The organism is uncultured Microscilla sp. (genome assembly GCF_947493425.1).
Classification (GTDB): Bacteria; Bacteroidota; Bacteroidia; order Cytophagales; family Microscillaceae; genus Microscilla.
Map to the genome: position 1 here is coordinate 13,323 of NZ_CANLRP010000005.1, position 15,458 is coordinate 28,780.

The 15,458-nt window shown below is 36.2% G+C and carries 11 protein-coding genes; 4 read left to right on the forward strand and 7 right to left on the reverse strand.

The window, feature by feature from the left end; genetic code table 11:
• Window positions 1-90: 90 nt before the first annotated feature.
• Window positions 91-432 carry a DUF6150 family protein gene (locus tag Q0954_RS02755; protein WP_299453242.1) on the reverse strand — a complete coding sequence of 114 codons (342 nt, stop codon included), beginning with the start codon at window positions 430-432 and terminating at the stop codon, window positions 91-93.
• A gap of 237 nt (window positions 433-669) precedes the next feature.
• On the opposite strand from Q0954_RS02755, the gene Q0954_RS02760 reads away from it, so the two are divergent.
• Window positions 670-1,707 (forward strand): hypothetical protein, encoded by a 1,038-nt coding sequence (locus Q0954_RS02760; RefSeq protein ID WP_299453243.1) that lies wholly within the window; start codon window positions 670-672, stop codon window positions 1,705-1,707.
• Between the two features lie 47 nt (window positions 1,708-1,754).
• Here Q0954_RS02760 and Q0954_RS02765 read toward each other — a convergent pair whose 3' ends face one another.
• Together Q0954_RS02765 and Q0954_RS02770 are read right to left on the reverse strand one after the other, a co-directional pair.
• Entirely contained in the window at window positions 1,755-2,246 is a 492-nt protein-coding gene (locus tag Q0954_RS02765; protein WP_299453244.1) for a nuclear transport factor 2 family protein, read from the reverse strand.
• 186 nt (window positions 2,247-2,432) lie between these two features.
• Entirely contained in the window at window positions 2,433-3,041 is a 609-nt protein-coding gene (locus Q0954_RS02770; RefSeq protein WP_299453245.1) for a DnaJ domain-containing protein, read from the reverse strand.
• A 530-nt stretch (window positions 3,042-3,571) separates the two neighbouring features.
• Between Q0954_RS02770 and Q0954_RS02775 the strand changes: the two genes are divergently transcribed.
• The 3 genes from Q0954_RS02775 to Q0954_RS02785 all read left to right on the forward strand — a co-directional run bounded on the left by Q0954_RS02775 (window position 3,572) and on the right by Q0954_RS02785 (window position 10,519).
• Window positions 3,572-5,614: a carboxy terminal-processing peptidase gene (locus tag Q0954_RS02775; RefSeq protein WP_299453246.1), complete on the forward strand. Its 2,043-nt coding sequence runs from the start codon at window positions 3,572-3,574 to the stop codon at window positions 5,612-5,614.
• An 888-nt stretch (window positions 5,615-6,502) separates the two neighbouring features.
• A complete protein-coding gene (locus tag Q0954_RS02780) occupies window positions 6,503-7,552 on the forward strand; it encodes a hypothetical protein (protein ID WP_299453247.1) in 1,050 nt (349 codons plus the stop codon).
• Between the two features lie 162 nt (window positions 7,553-7,714).
• Complete coding sequence (locus Q0954_RS02785) at window positions 7,715-10,519, forward strand: tetratricopeptide repeat protein (protein ID WP_299453248.1); 2,805 nt, start codon at window positions 7,715-7,717, stop codon at window positions 10,517-10,519.
• A 90-nt stretch (window positions 10,520-10,609) separates the two neighbouring features.
• Here Q0954_RS02785 and gldN read toward each other — a convergent pair whose 3' ends face one another.
• The 4 genes from gldN to gldK form a co-directional block, all read right to left on the reverse strand.
• On the reverse strand, window positions 10,610-11,488 hold the full coding sequence (gldN, locus tag Q0954_RS02790) for a gliding motility protein GldN (protein WP_002701451.1): 879 nt from the start codon (window positions 11,486-11,488) through the stop codon (window positions 10,610-10,612).
• A 105-nt stretch (window positions 11,489-11,593) separates the two neighbouring features.
• A complete protein-coding gene (gene gldM, locus Q0954_RS02795) occupies window positions 11,594-13,192 on the reverse strand; it encodes a gliding motility protein GldM (RefSeq protein WP_299453253.1) in 1,599 nt (532 codons plus the stop codon).
• Window positions 13,193-13,236: 44 nt separating this feature from the next.
• Window positions 13,237-14,079 (reverse strand): gliding motility protein GldL, encoded by an 843-nt coding sequence (gene gldL / locus Q0954_RS02800; RefSeq protein ID WP_299453255.1) that lies wholly within the window; start codon window positions 14,077-14,079, stop codon window positions 13,237-13,239.
• Between the two features lie 92 nt (window positions 14,080-14,171).
• Entirely contained in the window at window positions 14,172-15,377 is a 1,206-nt protein-coding gene (gldK, locus tag Q0954_RS02805; RefSeq protein WP_045114369.1) for a gliding motility lipoprotein GldK, read from the reverse strand.
• Window positions 15,378-15,458 lie beyond the last annotated feature (81 nt).

The following is a 15,458-nucleotide window of genomic DNA, read 5'->3' on the forward strand; positions in this document are numbered from 1 at the left end:
CAATCATCATTCTTTAGTCAAATCACTTATGCTTAAGCAAAAAAGGCAAAGCTTGGCTTTGCCTTATATTTAACTTCAAACAGTTGTCAATTATTTTAACAAGTGCTGCTTAGAACGGTTACGCCATCCAGCATCGTACTTGCTTGATGCAAAATATATTTTGAGGTCAGCATCATATTTCGATTTCACAAAAAAGACCTTCTTTTTAGCATCATATTTCGAACTTGTAAAAAACCATCGCCCGTCTTTATTAGCATCGTATTTACTTTTTACTTCATATACTACCAAATCGGCATCATACTTACTGTTTACGGCAAATACTTTAATATCAGCATCATATTTACTCCCTACCTTAAATACAGTTTGAGCAAAAGCGCCAAAAGTAGTAATGATTAACAAGCAAATGGTGGTTAATAGTAGTTTTTTCATCATTTTATTTTTTTATATTCAATAATTCCTGTCAGCATGTTAAACGATGAAAAAGGTAAAAAGGTAAATTTTTATACGAATACCCGCCAATGTCCAACAAACCTCTATTTAAGGTTCCATCAAACTCACTCAAGGTTGCAAAACCACTGAACAATTTTCTGGCATACACTCTATAATTAATCAGAAATAATATCTTTGTGTATATACTCTGACTATCAATCAAAACTTTACTAAATCGTTATGTTAAATACTGCCACCCTGGATATTGTCATTGCGTTGGCATTTACCTATTTTATTCTCGCCCTTATGGTGTCTTCTATCAATGAGGGTATATCCAATGTACTGAATATGCGAGGTAATATGCTCAAAAACTCGCTTTTTAACCTCTTTTATAAGTCTGACAATGACCAAATAGCTTCGGCTAAAGATATTACCCAAGAGTTATCCAAAGAAGTAGATCCTGACTGGCAAAATTGCTTAAAAAAAATCATTGATACCCCTTTTATAGACTCTCTCAGGAGTAAAGCAGATAAGTTTCCTAAGTATATCCCTCCCAAAAACTTTGTGCTAGCTATGATGCAGTTTTTGAAAGAGCAAATCAATAATCACGATGAACATAATTTTTTAAATCAACTGAAGGTCAAACTTGAAAAAAATGAGATAGAAATGATTCAGGGCAAGTTCAAAGCAAAACTTTTGGAGTTTATAGATAGATCTCAAAATAATGTAGAAGCTTTCAAACAAGAAATTGAAGATTTTTACACCAATTCGGTAGATCACCTGCGCGACTGGTACCGCCGGAAGGTAAAGCTATTGATGTTTTTGTACGGGTTACTTATAGCAGTGGCGTTTAATGTAGACACTTTTTATATAGGTAAGATATTATGGCAAAACCCTGACCAGGCAGTGGAATTCTTGGCTACTATGCAAAATTACAAGGCAAGCCCTAAAGATAGCACAACCACTGATACTACCATTCAACGGATAGTGCAAAACACTGTAAAAGATATTGGAAAAAACTATGCATTACTGAAACCATTGCCTATAGGATGGAGCAAAACCAAAGCAAAAGAAGCCAGTAATGATTTTTGGGCAATTATACACAAAGTGTTTGGCTGGTTGGTTACCGCAATGGCAGTATCTTTAGGTGCTCCCTTTTGGTATGAGTTATTCAATAAATTGCTGAGTGTGCGTAAATCGATGGCACCCGCAGCCACTACTGCTCCCCCTCCTCCACCTAAAAACGAAACAGGATCGCAGGCACAGTCAAAAGGCTAATACACTGGCATATTTATTAAGCCCCTGACTAAATCAACTCAGGGGTTTTATTTTTCCTGGTATTCAGGGTGTTTTTTGATAAAACTGTGTAGGCTACTCAGGGCTGTTTTACGCACTTTGTTTTGCAAAAATGACGACCACCCCAGTAAATATCCTATAGGCCCCAAGGCCATTTGACTCCAGCGATAAAAGGAAAAAAAATCTTCGTGTTTAACAATTTTTCCATCTTTAAACCAAAATTTTGCCTCTATTTTATTGTGTACTTTGCGTCCAGTAGATGAAAAAGTATAGATGGGCTCCCAATGACAACTTCCGGCTGACTCGCTTGCCTCTACATCCTTAAAGGTGAGTGTAAAATCTTTAGCGCGACTGCACAACATGTGCCACATTGCCTGGGTTTGTTTACTCGTTAGGTTTTTAAATGCTGAATCTGAAAACGTCGCATCACTGGCATAACAAGTATTCATTGTTTTGTAATCGAGCTTGCTAAATGCCTCATAAAATGTTTGAATAAGTGCTTGGTTATTTGCTGCCATCATTGATGTGTATTTGGGGAGGTGTAGTGTTCAATAATTTTTATTTATTTCCAAAGTTATCACATTCCCCGATAGAGTGCAATAGAATTAGTATATAAATACTAATTCCAGGTTTAAAGGGATAACAGCGCTCAATAAAAGGCTATTATGTTAAAAAATCATAAAGTATTGAAATATATCAAAGAATAACTATACCATATCGTTTAGGATAAGGAAGATAATAACAAGCCAAACAACCAACATACCTACCACAATAATTGTCACTTGTTTGCCTCTTTTTTGGGCTTTTGCTACTTCATCTACTGGCTTAGTGTATATAGCTTGTTCTTCACGAAGCTTGGCTTGATTACGTTTAAAGGCTTCTTGAAAGCTTTTTTTCTGGTCACGCTGTTCTTTGGCTTTTTCTTCTTGGTATTGTTGGTGAATCTCCTTTTGTTTCTTAAGGAATGCACTTCTAAACATGTCAAACTTCTCGGCAGAGGTTTGCGGCATTTCGGCCGATTGAGGAGAGGGTGTTTGTGGTTTGGAGCGTGGTTTTACATTACGGCGATCACGCGTGAAGTGCCTTAATTGTTGTGCCTGCAAATAAATAAAATGCTGGTCATATGTTGCTTTTTCCTGTTCATTTGATAATATACGATAGGCTTCTTGTATTTCTCTGAACTTATCAGCAGAGTAATAAGGATTACGTGTATTTTTGTCAGGGTGGAACTTTTTTGCCAGGTTATAATAGGCGCTTTTGATTGCTTCAATATCAGCACTTGATGGTATGTCCAAAATTTGATAATAGTCTTTCATGAAAATGATATTTTACAAAAAATGAATCACATTTGATATGAGGCATACCTCAATGATCATGATGTTTTGCTGATAGGGTTATAGTCAAATATATTAAAAACTTTCCAGAATCAGGGATAAAACTTGTACATCTTAAACGATCGTTTGAGGGTTTTATGCTAGAACAAACAACAAGCAGTTGACACTTGGATAAAGTCAAAAAACATTTTCCGGAGGTTGGCTTAGTTGTTTCCTGCTTTTTACACTGTTTATAAACGCGTTTTACCCAAAAACTTCAGGAAAAGTACTATCTTGGTTTGGCAAACCAAACATCAGACTTATAACCCATCACACTTGTTGCCCGTTTAATAAGGCAAATATTCTAACAGGGTATTTACATCATTTTGTTGTTGTTTGTTCTCTGCTTACATCAATAATAAAAATAGATGCAAGATTGTAGAGATAGCAACACATCTATGCACCAGTACAATGCGTATATATATTTTTTAACCCAAATAATAAAGTGAGATTTGTATAACCATCATTATAATATGAAAAAAACCATAATATTCTTATCACTTTTGGTGATTATCGCAGGTTTTGTATTTTATACACCACCCAGTCAACTTGGCCACAATATTGACCCAAGAGACTCCTCTAAAAAACTTAAACCAGAAAAGATTCATACCCAAAAAGCCCGCATTGTAAGCGGTATTATCAATTTTCATCATTATCGTCAAATGAAATTCAACGACTCATTGTCGGTAGTCATGTTTGATTCTTACATCAAATCGCTAGACAATAGCAAGCTCTATTTCTTAAAATCTGACATCGAAGAATTTAAGAAATACCGCTACTACCTCGACGATGACTTGCAAGTGGGTAAGGTAGATGTAGCCTATAAAATATTTAATCGTTTTCGCCTGCGCTTTCTAAGTCGTATCGAAAAAAATCTTCAAATCATTCAAAAAGATTTTGATTTTACTAAAGATGAATCATACGAGACAAATCGTGATAATGCCGAATGGAGCAGTTCTGAAGCTACGCTGGATAAGGTATGGGGCAAAATGCTTAAACACCAGTTTTTAGGCTTACGCTTGAGTAAAAAGAAAGATACAGAAATACGTAAGCTATTGAAAAGACGGTTTGAAAACTATAAAAAAAATGTCATACAGTACACGGCAGAAGATGTTTTTCAGATATACATGAATGCTTTATCTGAAACTTACGACCCTCACACCAATTACTTTTCGCCTATATCATCTGACAATTTCAAAATCAGAATGAGTAAATCTCTTGAAGGTATAGGTGCTGTATTGAGTACCGAGGGAGACTACACTGTTATACGCTCGGTACGACCTGGTGGGCCTGCTTTTAAAACCAAAGCGTTGCACCCCAATGATAAAGTAATAGGAGTAGCCCAAGGTGATAAGAAAGAATTTATTGATGTAGTAGGCTGGCGAGTAGATGAAGTGGTACAGCTCATACGTGGACCTAAAGGTTCTATAGTAAGGTTAAAACTACTTAAACATGATGCTACAACTAATAGTGAGCCTCAAGTGTTACGTATAGTACGGGATAAAATAAAACTTGAAGAGCAAAAGGCTTCTAAAAAAATCATCAAACTTGACCACAATGGCAAAGCATTCAAAATAGGGGTTATTCACATTCCTTCATTTTACCTTGATTTTGACGCTTATCAAGCAGGACAAAAAGATTATGCAAGTACCAGCAATGACACACGTCGTTTGATAAAAGAGCTTCAAAAAGAAAAAGTAGATGGCATCTTGATCGATTTACGCTATAATGGTGGTGGGTCGCTCAAAGAAGCGGTTGACTTGACTGGTTTGTTTATCAAGGAAGGACCTGTGGTACAAGTACGTGACTCACGTGGAAAAATAGAAGAGCTAAAAGATAAAAACAAAGAGCAGGCTTATGCTGGTCCCTTAGGAGTATTGGTAAACCGCTATAGCGCCTCAGCCTCAGAAATTTTTTCAGGTGCTATTCAGGATTATAACCGGGGGATAATTATAGGTGAGCAAACTTATGGTAAAGGTACTGTACAAAATGTAATTAACCTGGACAGATTTGTTCAAGATAAAACAAAAAAAGCAGGACAGTTGAATTTAACCCTGGCTAAGTATTATAGAATTACAGGAAGTAGCACCCAAAACCAAGGAGTCACTCCTGACATTAAGTTGCCGTCGGTATACCTAAGCAACGAAGTAGGCGAAAGCTCTCAACCCAGTGCTTTACCTTGGGACGAAATAAAATCGGCTAGTTTTGCAGCTACTAATCATATTACACCCAAAATGAAAGACAAACTCCGACAATATTACCAACAACGTTTGAAAACTGACGAAGATTTACAGCGATTGTTAAGTGATATTAAAGAAATAAGGGCTGAACGTAAACGTACGGTAGTGTCTTTGAATGAAAAAATAAGGCTTGCCAAAAAAGCAGAATGGGATAAAAAAGAGCAAGAACGCAAAGTACGCGATAAGAAGCTACACAAGAAAGAAAACCGGGATGTGTTCTTACAAAATGGCGGTCAAATATTGTCGGAAATGATTCGTGTAAATGGTGGACAATAAGTAATGCGAATCAATAGCTAGTGCATTGGGGATTAAATAAGTTGCCTATTAATTTGGATGAATTTTGTTTTCTGACGAGTCGTAAAAATGGCGGATAGCCATAGCTATCCAACTTTTTCACGAGGAAGTCAGGGGGCAAAAGTCGCCAAAGAATATGTGAGTAACTTAGTACCCGATGCACTAGGCTATTCTCTGAGAACAAAGTTCATCAACAATCACACTAATGACGATTTAAACAAGCTCTAACGGCAAGGATTCTGAGAAACCTTGCCGTTGTTTTTTTGCAAATATATTGCTGGCAAAATCTACCTTAGGAATGGTACCAAAATAAATACGCATTCTTAACCTCATCTTTTGAGGCTATACTTTGTTAAAAAATAGCCGAATAGCGATGCTATTAGCCGACCTTCCCTCAAGCTCGCTCAACATCCACTGGATATTGCCGTACCGCGTCTAGCAACAAAATATTTTAGCGTTACTATAGAAATTTATTTTTACACCATTCCTTATCGGAATATAGCACAGTTCTTTTGCCAAATACTAAATAAACAATGCTTGAACCTCAACTACCCTTACCTCCCCCCTGATAAGGCCACTTTACTATGCCTACTTTTTTTGGCTCCTGATAAACCCTTATTTTTAAAAAACCAGTGTTTATACGCTTACATCGTCCTTTCATAACATCTATATTTGTAACCTAAAAAAGTTGCACAGCACTATATGACTGCATAAAAAGCAAGTGTAAACTTGCTGGTTAATGTGAGTAAACCTTCACAAAGTAACCAATCTCTTGAAGGGTATCATTAAAATATCTAAGCAACGTACCCATTCCAACTTATATAACACGTTCTCAACCGCTGAACATTTAGTTCATAAAATTGCACATTTATGTTAAGATTAGGCATTTTAAACTTCCGCCGAAAAAAAAATAGTCAAACAAAAGTGATTGACAAAGAACTAAGGCACCATATCATAAGCAAGCTTCCCGCAAGATTGGGCACAACTACTGCTACCACTTTTGTTGAAAGTAAACAACCTTTTATATCAGACTTTCATTGGGGCATAAAAGTTCAAGAGCAAAATCAAATACAAACAATTATCAATATTCTCTTAAACAAAGACTATTTGCAACAAGAAACAAATAGTACTTTCTCACCCAAAAAACTTTTTGCTACTTTTAATAAGCATCAATCAACTGAAAAAAATACCGTGTTGATAGAAACCAGAGGTAAACTAATTAATGCTAGTCATGCGCTCCTGTTGGCCAGCAAAACCAATACAGAAGTCATACTGGCAGGCCAACCCTTACCAATAGCCCACACCTTATGGTTGTATAAAAAAATCTTTAAAATTACACTACCCCAAAACCTCCATATCATAGTAAATGGTTACCTTTCATCCATTGGGCTACGCGATTATATCCTAAACGATTTGGGAGCAAACATAAACATTGAATGGGCTTGTTACTACGGTAATACCACCACAGGGTATCTTAAAGCACCTCTTAATGAGTGTAATGGCTTCGGGACAATAAATGGTCAAAACACTGATGCATTTATTCATAAAGGGTTGCTTTATTTAACCAGAGAAAAACATTCACACACAATAAATACGGAAGATCGGGCAGATGAAGTTGATGGTAGGTTTTATTTAAAACCGAAAAATGAGCTTGAAGCCTGGGTTTTAAACTGGGAGCAAGAAAACTGGCAATACCTTACAGGTAATACTACCATGCAAGATGGCATTATTTATTTACAGTGCCGTGAAGACGATACTCACAAAGCAAAACAAAAACTCATCTTTGAAATCCCTACACCTATGTATCATTTTTTAGGCTTTAAGGAGTTTCAAACCAAGTTTAATGTCTTGTTAAACCTACACAAACCGAAATATTTAAGTTATCATTCAACAATCAAAAATTATACAGCTTCACCTTAGTTTAGTTAGCCCTTGGTGTAACTCACTGGTATCCACAACCACTTAATTGCTATTATTCACCCATAAGAAAAGTACCCAAACACTATTTTTCTCTATACAAGTCTCTTTGGAAAAAAATGTCAGATTCTCTATATTGGACAAAGTTATTAAATCTAGTTTGGTATGGCTCATCCTGAAGTTTTTGTTGGGAGACAAAAACAGATTGTACGTTTTCAAGAACACTTTACGAAGCAATTCAAAAAAAGTGGCTTTTCTCTAAATCCTTTTGCAAAGAAGAAAAGAGAGGCCTCCTACGCACAAGTGTTTTTATTATACGGAGAAGATGGTTTTGGCAAAACGTCGCTCCTCCAGGCCTACCTTGATGCAGCAGAGAAAGTAGCACAAGCCCAACGTTCTAAAATAAAAACAATTTATATCAACTGGGAGAACTACTACGATCGCAAAAGTGTATTACCTAGCACAAGAGTAAAAATGATGGATGCTCTTGCAGATATTTTTACAACTAAAGAATTAGGCATTCACGAACATTTCAGCTACTATTACCAAACCAAACAACAAATTCAGGCAGTAGAAGATAAAGTAGAAACCCTTAAAAAAGCCAATAAAGATTGGGCAATTAACATTTCGGAAACTGTAGATTTCACTGAGCTTGAATTACCCCCAAGAGGTTCAAAAAGCAGTTTGGTTCCACTAACTGAAAGTGAAATTAGCATTACTGAAAGTAAAACACAAGAAACGACACTTGCATGGTTGCGCAAAAAAGACATCTTAGAAGATCAGGATTTGTATTTATACGAATTTTCAGAGAAAGAACTTGTCAAATCACTGGTTTTTTGTTTGCAGGAGGCTTCTAAAGCTTATCCTTTGCTACTGGCCATCGATAACTATGAAATAATTAATAGCAAAGACCTTAATATATGGTTACGTGACCACTTTCTTTCCACGCTTTACGCCGAAGATTTTACAGGAATAACAACTATTGTTTGTGAAAAAAATAACCACACACAAGAGTATCGTAATAGTTTACCCGAAACATTATTACATTTTCAGAACTTAGAAAATCTCTTGTTTACCTATCAAAACACACAGGATTTAGCTATTGAGATAGGGGTAAAACTTACTGAAACACAAATAAAATCACTAAATGAACACACCAAAGGAATACCCCTAGTCGTGAAAGACTCCTTGTATTTACTAAAAAATAAAATCATCAATTTTAGTGACCTTACCATCAGTTTACAGCGCTACAGCAAAACTCACCAAATGGTGATTCAAGGATTGATTGAGCGCTTTATTAAACATAGTCCTAAAAGCGATCTGCAAAAGATATTTCACTTGGCAATGCTACGCACTTGGAACATAGGAGTATTATCTATTCTTTGGAAAACTAATGATGATAAGGCAACAGCATTAAAGTTTAAAGACCTTGCCGATACCTATTCTTTTATAGATACTAACAAGCTTGAAATGCACAAAAAAGTACGGCAAGTGCTTCGTGCGAACCTGGTAAGTCAATCAGATATGACTAAACACTCATTAATGCGCGACGAAATTATAAGCTATGGTAAAAACATGAGCATTTTTTATAAAAATAATATTAACAAACTAAAAAAAGAAATTCCAAATATAGAACAACGTTACCAGAGCGAAGATTACCAAATAGCATTGTTAGACTATTGTAATGCTTTATTGTGGTCTAATCACAATAAGTTTTTTAGCTACTTAAGCGGGTTAATTGTAGAAATGATGCAATTTAGCCGCGACCTTGCAAGGCAGCTTATGTATAACATTATAGAGTTTAAGCCTGCCCTTATTACACCACATAAACTTATTTCTCAGATAATACTTGAAGGAGTAAGCCGCTTTAAGCCACTCAAGTTTGCCAATTTCAAAGAGAAAAACTCTCCAGAAGTAATGGATTTGATTCGTTACCTGAAAAAAGAAAAAACATTGGACGACACCCAACGTACTTTGATTGATTTTAGAATGGCTGAAAGCAAGTGTCGGAGCGAGTTATACGAAGATGCGTTTGACATGTTTATCAAATGTCAAGAAGCACTGCAAGGGGTTACATCTTTTGATGACACATTAGAAGAAAACTTTTTTAACCTGGGATACTTTTCTGATGACCCAGAGTTTACCTCAAAAGCTTATCAAAAAACCATAGAAATTCGCCCAAACAATTATCACTCTTGGAATAACCTTGGTAATGCATATATAGACCTGCAAAAATATAAGGAAAGCATTTACTGCTACAAGCAGGCTATAGAAATTAACGATAAATTCGAAAAAGCCTGGTACAACTTAGGGGCTACTTACGTTGATCTTAAACAGTATGAAAAAGCAATCCCTTGCTATGAAAAGGCCATTGATATCAAACCTGATTTTGATTCTTGGTATAGTTTAGGTTTGACCTATACCGATATGAAAATCTACGAAAAAGCAATTTATTGCTTTGAAAAAGCCATAGAAATCAACCCTGAAACCGAACTCTGGTATATATTAGGGGTAACTTATTCAAACTTACAAAAACACGAGGAAGCCATTCCCTACTATAAAAAATCACTGGAAATTAACCCTAACAATCCAATGGTGTGGTATAATCTAGGCATTACCTATGCTAATCTAGGACGTGATCGAGATGCTCTCCCTTGTTTTGAAAAAGCTGTTGGACTCAACCCTGAGTTTGACTTAGTTTGGTACAACCTCGGTATTATTTATATCAACCTTGGTGAATACGAAAAATCTATCCCTTGTTTTCAACGAGTAGTAGAAGAAAAACCAAATTTTGATAAGGCACTTTACAACATTGCTCGTGCATACAACTTTATGAAAAACCGTGATAAAACACTGGAGTATCTCAAAAAGTTTGTAGTGCTCAATAGTAAATGGAAACGTAATGCCTACAAAGATCGAAGTTTTGAATGGCTATGGGAAGATGATGATTTTTTGAATTTGGTAGGCTAATTTTTTAAAATGACTTATACAATGAGCTTAAGCAAGAAAGGTAAAGCCATTCGACCTTACCTCAATAAATAGTTTCCTTTTTAAGAAGTATTAATACTCCCATAAATTATGCTCAAACTCCATCAAATCGTATTCAATTTTTTGAGATAAATACAATACTTTTTGAGCTTTCTTTGTATCCTGGTCTCCATACTCCTGATTAATAATTGTTACAATGTCATTATCATCAGGGTTTGATACTTTTACAATACGAGAGTTGAATAAACGTAGTTCCATAGCATCACCCAAAGACATGTGACGGCGTGGGTTTTCAGGGTTATACCAAAAAGCTCTCACATCTTCAAAAGTTCCTTTTTTCTGAGACTCTTCATAAGCCTCTTTAAAGTACTCATATAAATCTCTGTATTTAAATGATGCCAAACGATAATCACCTAATTGTGTTTCTTGGTTTGTTCCTTGTGGAATAACCATAGTAATAGATTGGATATCCCAGTACATTCTTGAACGTCTACGATCAAATATCAAATCCTCCTTTAACTCTAGAATATACAAGTCAGTTGCCCGCAAAGGAACAGTATCTTGAACCGAGTCATCATAATAATTTAATTTGTTTAAGAAGTCTTCAAATTGCATTGGGCTAGAAACACCATCGGTGGTAGGTGAAGAGTTAAACTCATAAGGTTGTAATTTCTTAGCTTTCACAGCATCGATAATTACTTGAGTAATTTCATTCTCAATAGAAAAGAAAGGCTTGTTTTGTTTTTCACGCAAATTAATCTTACGCCATACCGTAGTACGGTACATTATATCTGATTCAAAAATTGGCTGTCCAAAAATTGGTTTTGATTTTTTTGAACCCCTTACCGAATTGGGGTTATATCCGTTTGGTCCATATTGTGCCCAAACCGATACATCTAAAACCAATAAAAACACCAATATACCTGTTATACTTAACCACGATTTTTTCATAGTTAGAACTTTATTATTTTATAGTTATTTGTTTTAAAAAATATGTCACTTAAATAACGATTTAAGTGACATATTATTTATATAGTCGAATGTTGTTTTTCAACTCTATCTTACCCTGAAACTAATAATCCGGTTTCGGATTGGTGCAGTCTCAACAGACCCACGGGAGTTTACTCTTTGCACTCCTAACACTTTGATCATTACACCATCTCCTCTACGTGTTTTCAATGCACGCACATTCACTGCGCCTCCATTGACCTTACGAGAACCAGTAGAACCACCACCTCTAAAGGTAGTTACTTCAATACCTGTTACTCTATAAGTAGCTTCTTTAGGCAAGGCCTTTTTAAAGTTATCATCAGCCTTTGCTATCACCTGAAATCTTGCTGCGGGTAATGGTCGCTCTATATTTACTGCTCCACCATTTCTATTTGCTAACATTACAGTTGGAGGAGGCACTGGTAGTACATCAAATGTTTTTGATCCAACCAATGTACCATTACTACTTACTGTAAGTCTGGTTTTAGCACCACCACCAGGAAATATAGTAACATCACCTTTTTTAGCGCCAGGTATAGCAGAGCCATTTGTAGCCTGAAAACTAGGGCTATAAGCCGCACCCAAAGCAGGTACAGATGTTACCAATGGGTTGGCACAGTTTCTATATAGTGGGTTAATAGTAGCCGACGAAATCAAAAGTACAGGCTGAACAATTGTATACTCTTCCTTATGTCTAAAGGTGGTATCTCTACCTTTACTTTTGAAAGTGACAGTACCTTCCCAAGATCCTTTTGCTCTACCATCAGTATAACCACCAGGATCGCTTACTTTAAAACTTACCTTACCTATGCCATCATTTACAGGAATAGGAGAGCCATTTAAAGTCATTTTAGGTTGTGCTTTACTTGCTGATGCAGAAATAAACAGCTCAGCTTTATATTCATCACCAGGAGCAACAGTTTTTGCTTCTACGCTTACACCTGCGCGTACTTTGTCAAACTTAAGGTCATTGGTTAAATCACCAGCCCCTAGTTTTTTCAAAACCTCTGCTTGATAACGAAGAATTTCTGATTGTTTCTGAGTTAAAACAGCCAAAGCTGCTACTACTGGAGTGTGACCAAAGTTAGCTTCTGCAAAATCTTTATTCTTTTGAATGGGATCATTTGCATACAAAGCTTTCTTCTGATTACCTTCAGCTAATGGTTCAAATTTAGGTAAATCTAAATCTTTGAACTCAGTAGACAACCAAGCTACGTATTTATCCAGTTTATTCTTAAGTTTATAACCTTCTCCTTTTCCCTTAGATTCTCCAATCATGATCTCCCCTACTTTTCCTTCTTCCTTGGGATTTTTTACCACGTGGGTTTTACTATCAATACCATCACCAGCATCTTTGATTAACATTTGCTTGATTTTGGTTACCTCCCCGATAATTTCCGAAGTTTTCTTCTTAAGAAGTTCTGCTCTCTTGATTCTTTCGAGACCTTGACGAGAGTTTCCATTCTTTTTCACGTCCCTTTTCAAAGCTTCCAATGCTTGGTCACTTGATTTTTTGGCGTTTGTTAAAGAATGCTCTAATGCGCTATTCAAAAATATGAATTTGTCCATAATAGATGAACTTACCTGAAGTGCTAGCATTGCCATTAATACTAGGTACATCAAGCCGATCATCTGTTGCCGTGGACTTAACTTTTCACCTGCCATAAGAATTAATTAATTTTAAAAGTTTATCAATAGTTTAAAAAAAATTAACCTTTCATGGCAGCAAGCATGCTTCCATAAACCTTGTTCAAAGAAGTAAGGTTTCCAGCAAGTGCAGACATTTCAGTTTTAAGGGTTGCAGCATCTTTTCCAGCACTAGAAACATTTTCTACTGCTACGCCTAAACCTTTATAAAAATCGTTTACAGATTTCACATGTTTTTTAGCTTCACGCATCTCTACTTCATAAAAAGTATTCAATTCAGTCAGGTTTTTTGTCAACCCCTGAACTTGTGCATGATAAGCTTTAGCATCTTTAGAAGCATTTGACATTTCACTCATTGCATTAATGGTAGTCTTGTAAGACTTGTTCATTTCTACAATTGCATTAGATGCTAATTTCACATTCTTAGCATACTCCTCAGTAGCTACTGAAGCTGAGCTAAGTTTGCCCATTTTGGTTACGTTTTCACTAAGGCTCTTCATTCCATTGCCAAAGCTTTCTATTTTAGCGCCTGTCAAAGACTTAGCTAAAGCTGCGTCAATTTCAGCCAACTTTTTAGATACACTTGGGTCTTGACTTACAGCGGGAGCACCTGAACCTGGTAATACAGGTTTGTCACTTGGTACATAATTTTCATCATTCAATTGAGGGTAAATTAAAGACCAATCAGGACGGTGATTTTCCGCATGAAGAGGAGCAAATGCAGCAATAAAAAATAAGAAAGCTTCAGTAATAAGACCAGCAGCCAAAATAGGTCCTCCATTTGGTAAGTGAAGGATTTTAAACATTGCACCTATAATAACAACTGCAGCTCCAACATTTGTAACTCGTGGTACAATGAAAGTATAGACATACTCCATGGTACTCAGTTTCTTTGATGAACTCATTTCAGTAAAAGTTTAGTGTTTAAAATTTAAGAATAGTTTAACAAGTATAAATTTAGTAGTTGTATTGAAAGAATGCAATGATATGCATGTTTTTATCGTCCAAGATCAACCTCTTCGCCAGAAGATCGACCTAAATATGTCATAGCACAACGGAAGCCAATAGAAGTAGACGAAGAATCCCAATGTTGGAAAGTTCTTGCACCAGTTTCGCAATAATATGCAATGTCTTTCCAAGATCCTCCTCTAATTACTCTTCGGTTGTTTATATTTACATCATTTTTACCTGCTTTAGTAATAGGTGGGTTATATACAGGGTTTAAGTCCCATACTACAGGTACTGAAGACTCGAAGTAAGCATCTAGTACCCACTCAGCTACGTTTCCAGCCATATCGTATAATCCATAATCATTAGGGAAATATTGGGCAACAGGACCTGTGTAGGCAAAACCATCATCATAATAGTTACCTCTACCAGGCTTAAAGTTTGCTAACATACACCCAAGTGTATTTCTCAAATAAGGACTTCCCCATGGGTACTTTGCCATATCACGACCACCTCTTGATGCGTATTCCCACTCGGCTTCTGTTGGTAAACGAAAACGAGGTGCAGGGTAAGGATCACCTTCTACTGTATGACGGTAATAATTCAAGTGCATGGTACGCCATTGACAAAAGAAATTAGCTGCTTGCCAATCTACTCCAACCACAGGATAATCATCAAATGCAGGGTGCATAAAATAATACTCCATCAAAGGATCTCCCATGTGGTGAGCGTATTCTGTACTCCAGCGTGTTGTATCTGGATACATTTCATTCATTACTTTTATAGAATCAGGTCTTACAGGAGTTCCATTTTTCAAAAATAGTTTATCCATTACACCTTCCTGATACTCTTGGGGCAGTTCTTCCCCTTGTGCTTGTCGTCCCTCAGAGTATGCCAACAATACATCCGTAAAAAGTCTGTATTGATTATTGGTAACCTCTGTCTGATCCATAAAGAAAGCACTGATAGTGATCTGCTTATTCAAATTGATTTGAGTTGCAGGAACATCTTCATCTGCTTGTCCCATGTGAAAAGTACCATTAGGTACAACGACCATTCCACTAGGCACGTACTGAGAATAATCACTTCTGACTTGTTCAAAAGGAATAATCTCACCTGCCGATCCGTTAATTCTTGACTCTAAGCTGTTTGGATCACCTTTCTTTCCAAACAAAAAACATCCCTGAAGAAATAGTACAGAGGATGCAATTAGAGCATAAGACAAAAACTTGTACTTAAACAACATTTTATTCATAACACCTAACAAATTAATGACAATTGTTTTTTTGGTTTAGCTTTATTATTTTATATAAGTTGATGTTTTATTCGGTAAACA

Bases quoted from the DNA above. Each gene is read 5' to 3' on its own strand.
- Q0954_RS02755 (WP_299453242.1), bottom strand. From the start codon at position 432: ATGATGAAAAAACTACTATTAACCACCATTTGCTTGTTAATCATTACT.
- Q0954_RS02760 (WP_299453243.1), top strand. From the start codon at position 670: ATGTTAAATACTGCCACCCTGGATATTGTCATTGCGTTGGCATTTACC.
- Q0954_RS02765 (WP_299453244.1), bottom strand. From the start codon at position 2,246: ATGATGGCAGCAAATAACCAAGCACTTATTCAAACATTTTATGAGGCA.
- Q0954_RS02770 (WP_299453245.1), bottom strand. From the start codon at position 3,041: ATGAAAGACTATTATCAAATTTTGGACATACCATCAAGTGCTGATATT.
- Q0954_RS02775 (WP_299453246.1), top strand. From the start codon at position 3,572: ATGAAAAAAACCATAATATTCTTATCACTTTTGGTGATTATCGCAGGT.
- Q0954_RS02780 (WP_299453247.1), top strand. From the start codon at position 6,503: ATGTTAAGATTAGGCATTTTAAACTTCCGCCGAAAAAAAAATAGTCAA.
- Q0954_RS02785 (WP_299453248.1), top strand. From the start codon at position 7,715: ATGGCTCATCCTGAAGTTTTTGTTGGGAGACAAAAACAGATTGTACGT.
- gldN (WP_002701451.1), bottom strand. From the start codon at position 11,488: ATGAAAAAATCGTGGTTAAGTATAACAGGTATATTGGTGTTTTTATTG.
- gldM (WP_299453253.1), bottom strand. From the start codon at position 13,192: ATGGCAGGTGAAAAGTTAAGTCCACGGCAACAGATGATCGGCTTGATG.
- gldL (WP_299453255.1), bottom strand. From the start codon at position 14,079: ATGAGTTCATCAAAGAAACTGAGTACCATGGAGTATGTCTATACTTTC.
- gldK (WP_045114369.1), bottom strand. From the start codon at position 15,377: ATGAATAAAATGTTGTTTAAGTACAAGTTTTTGTCTTATGCTCTAATT.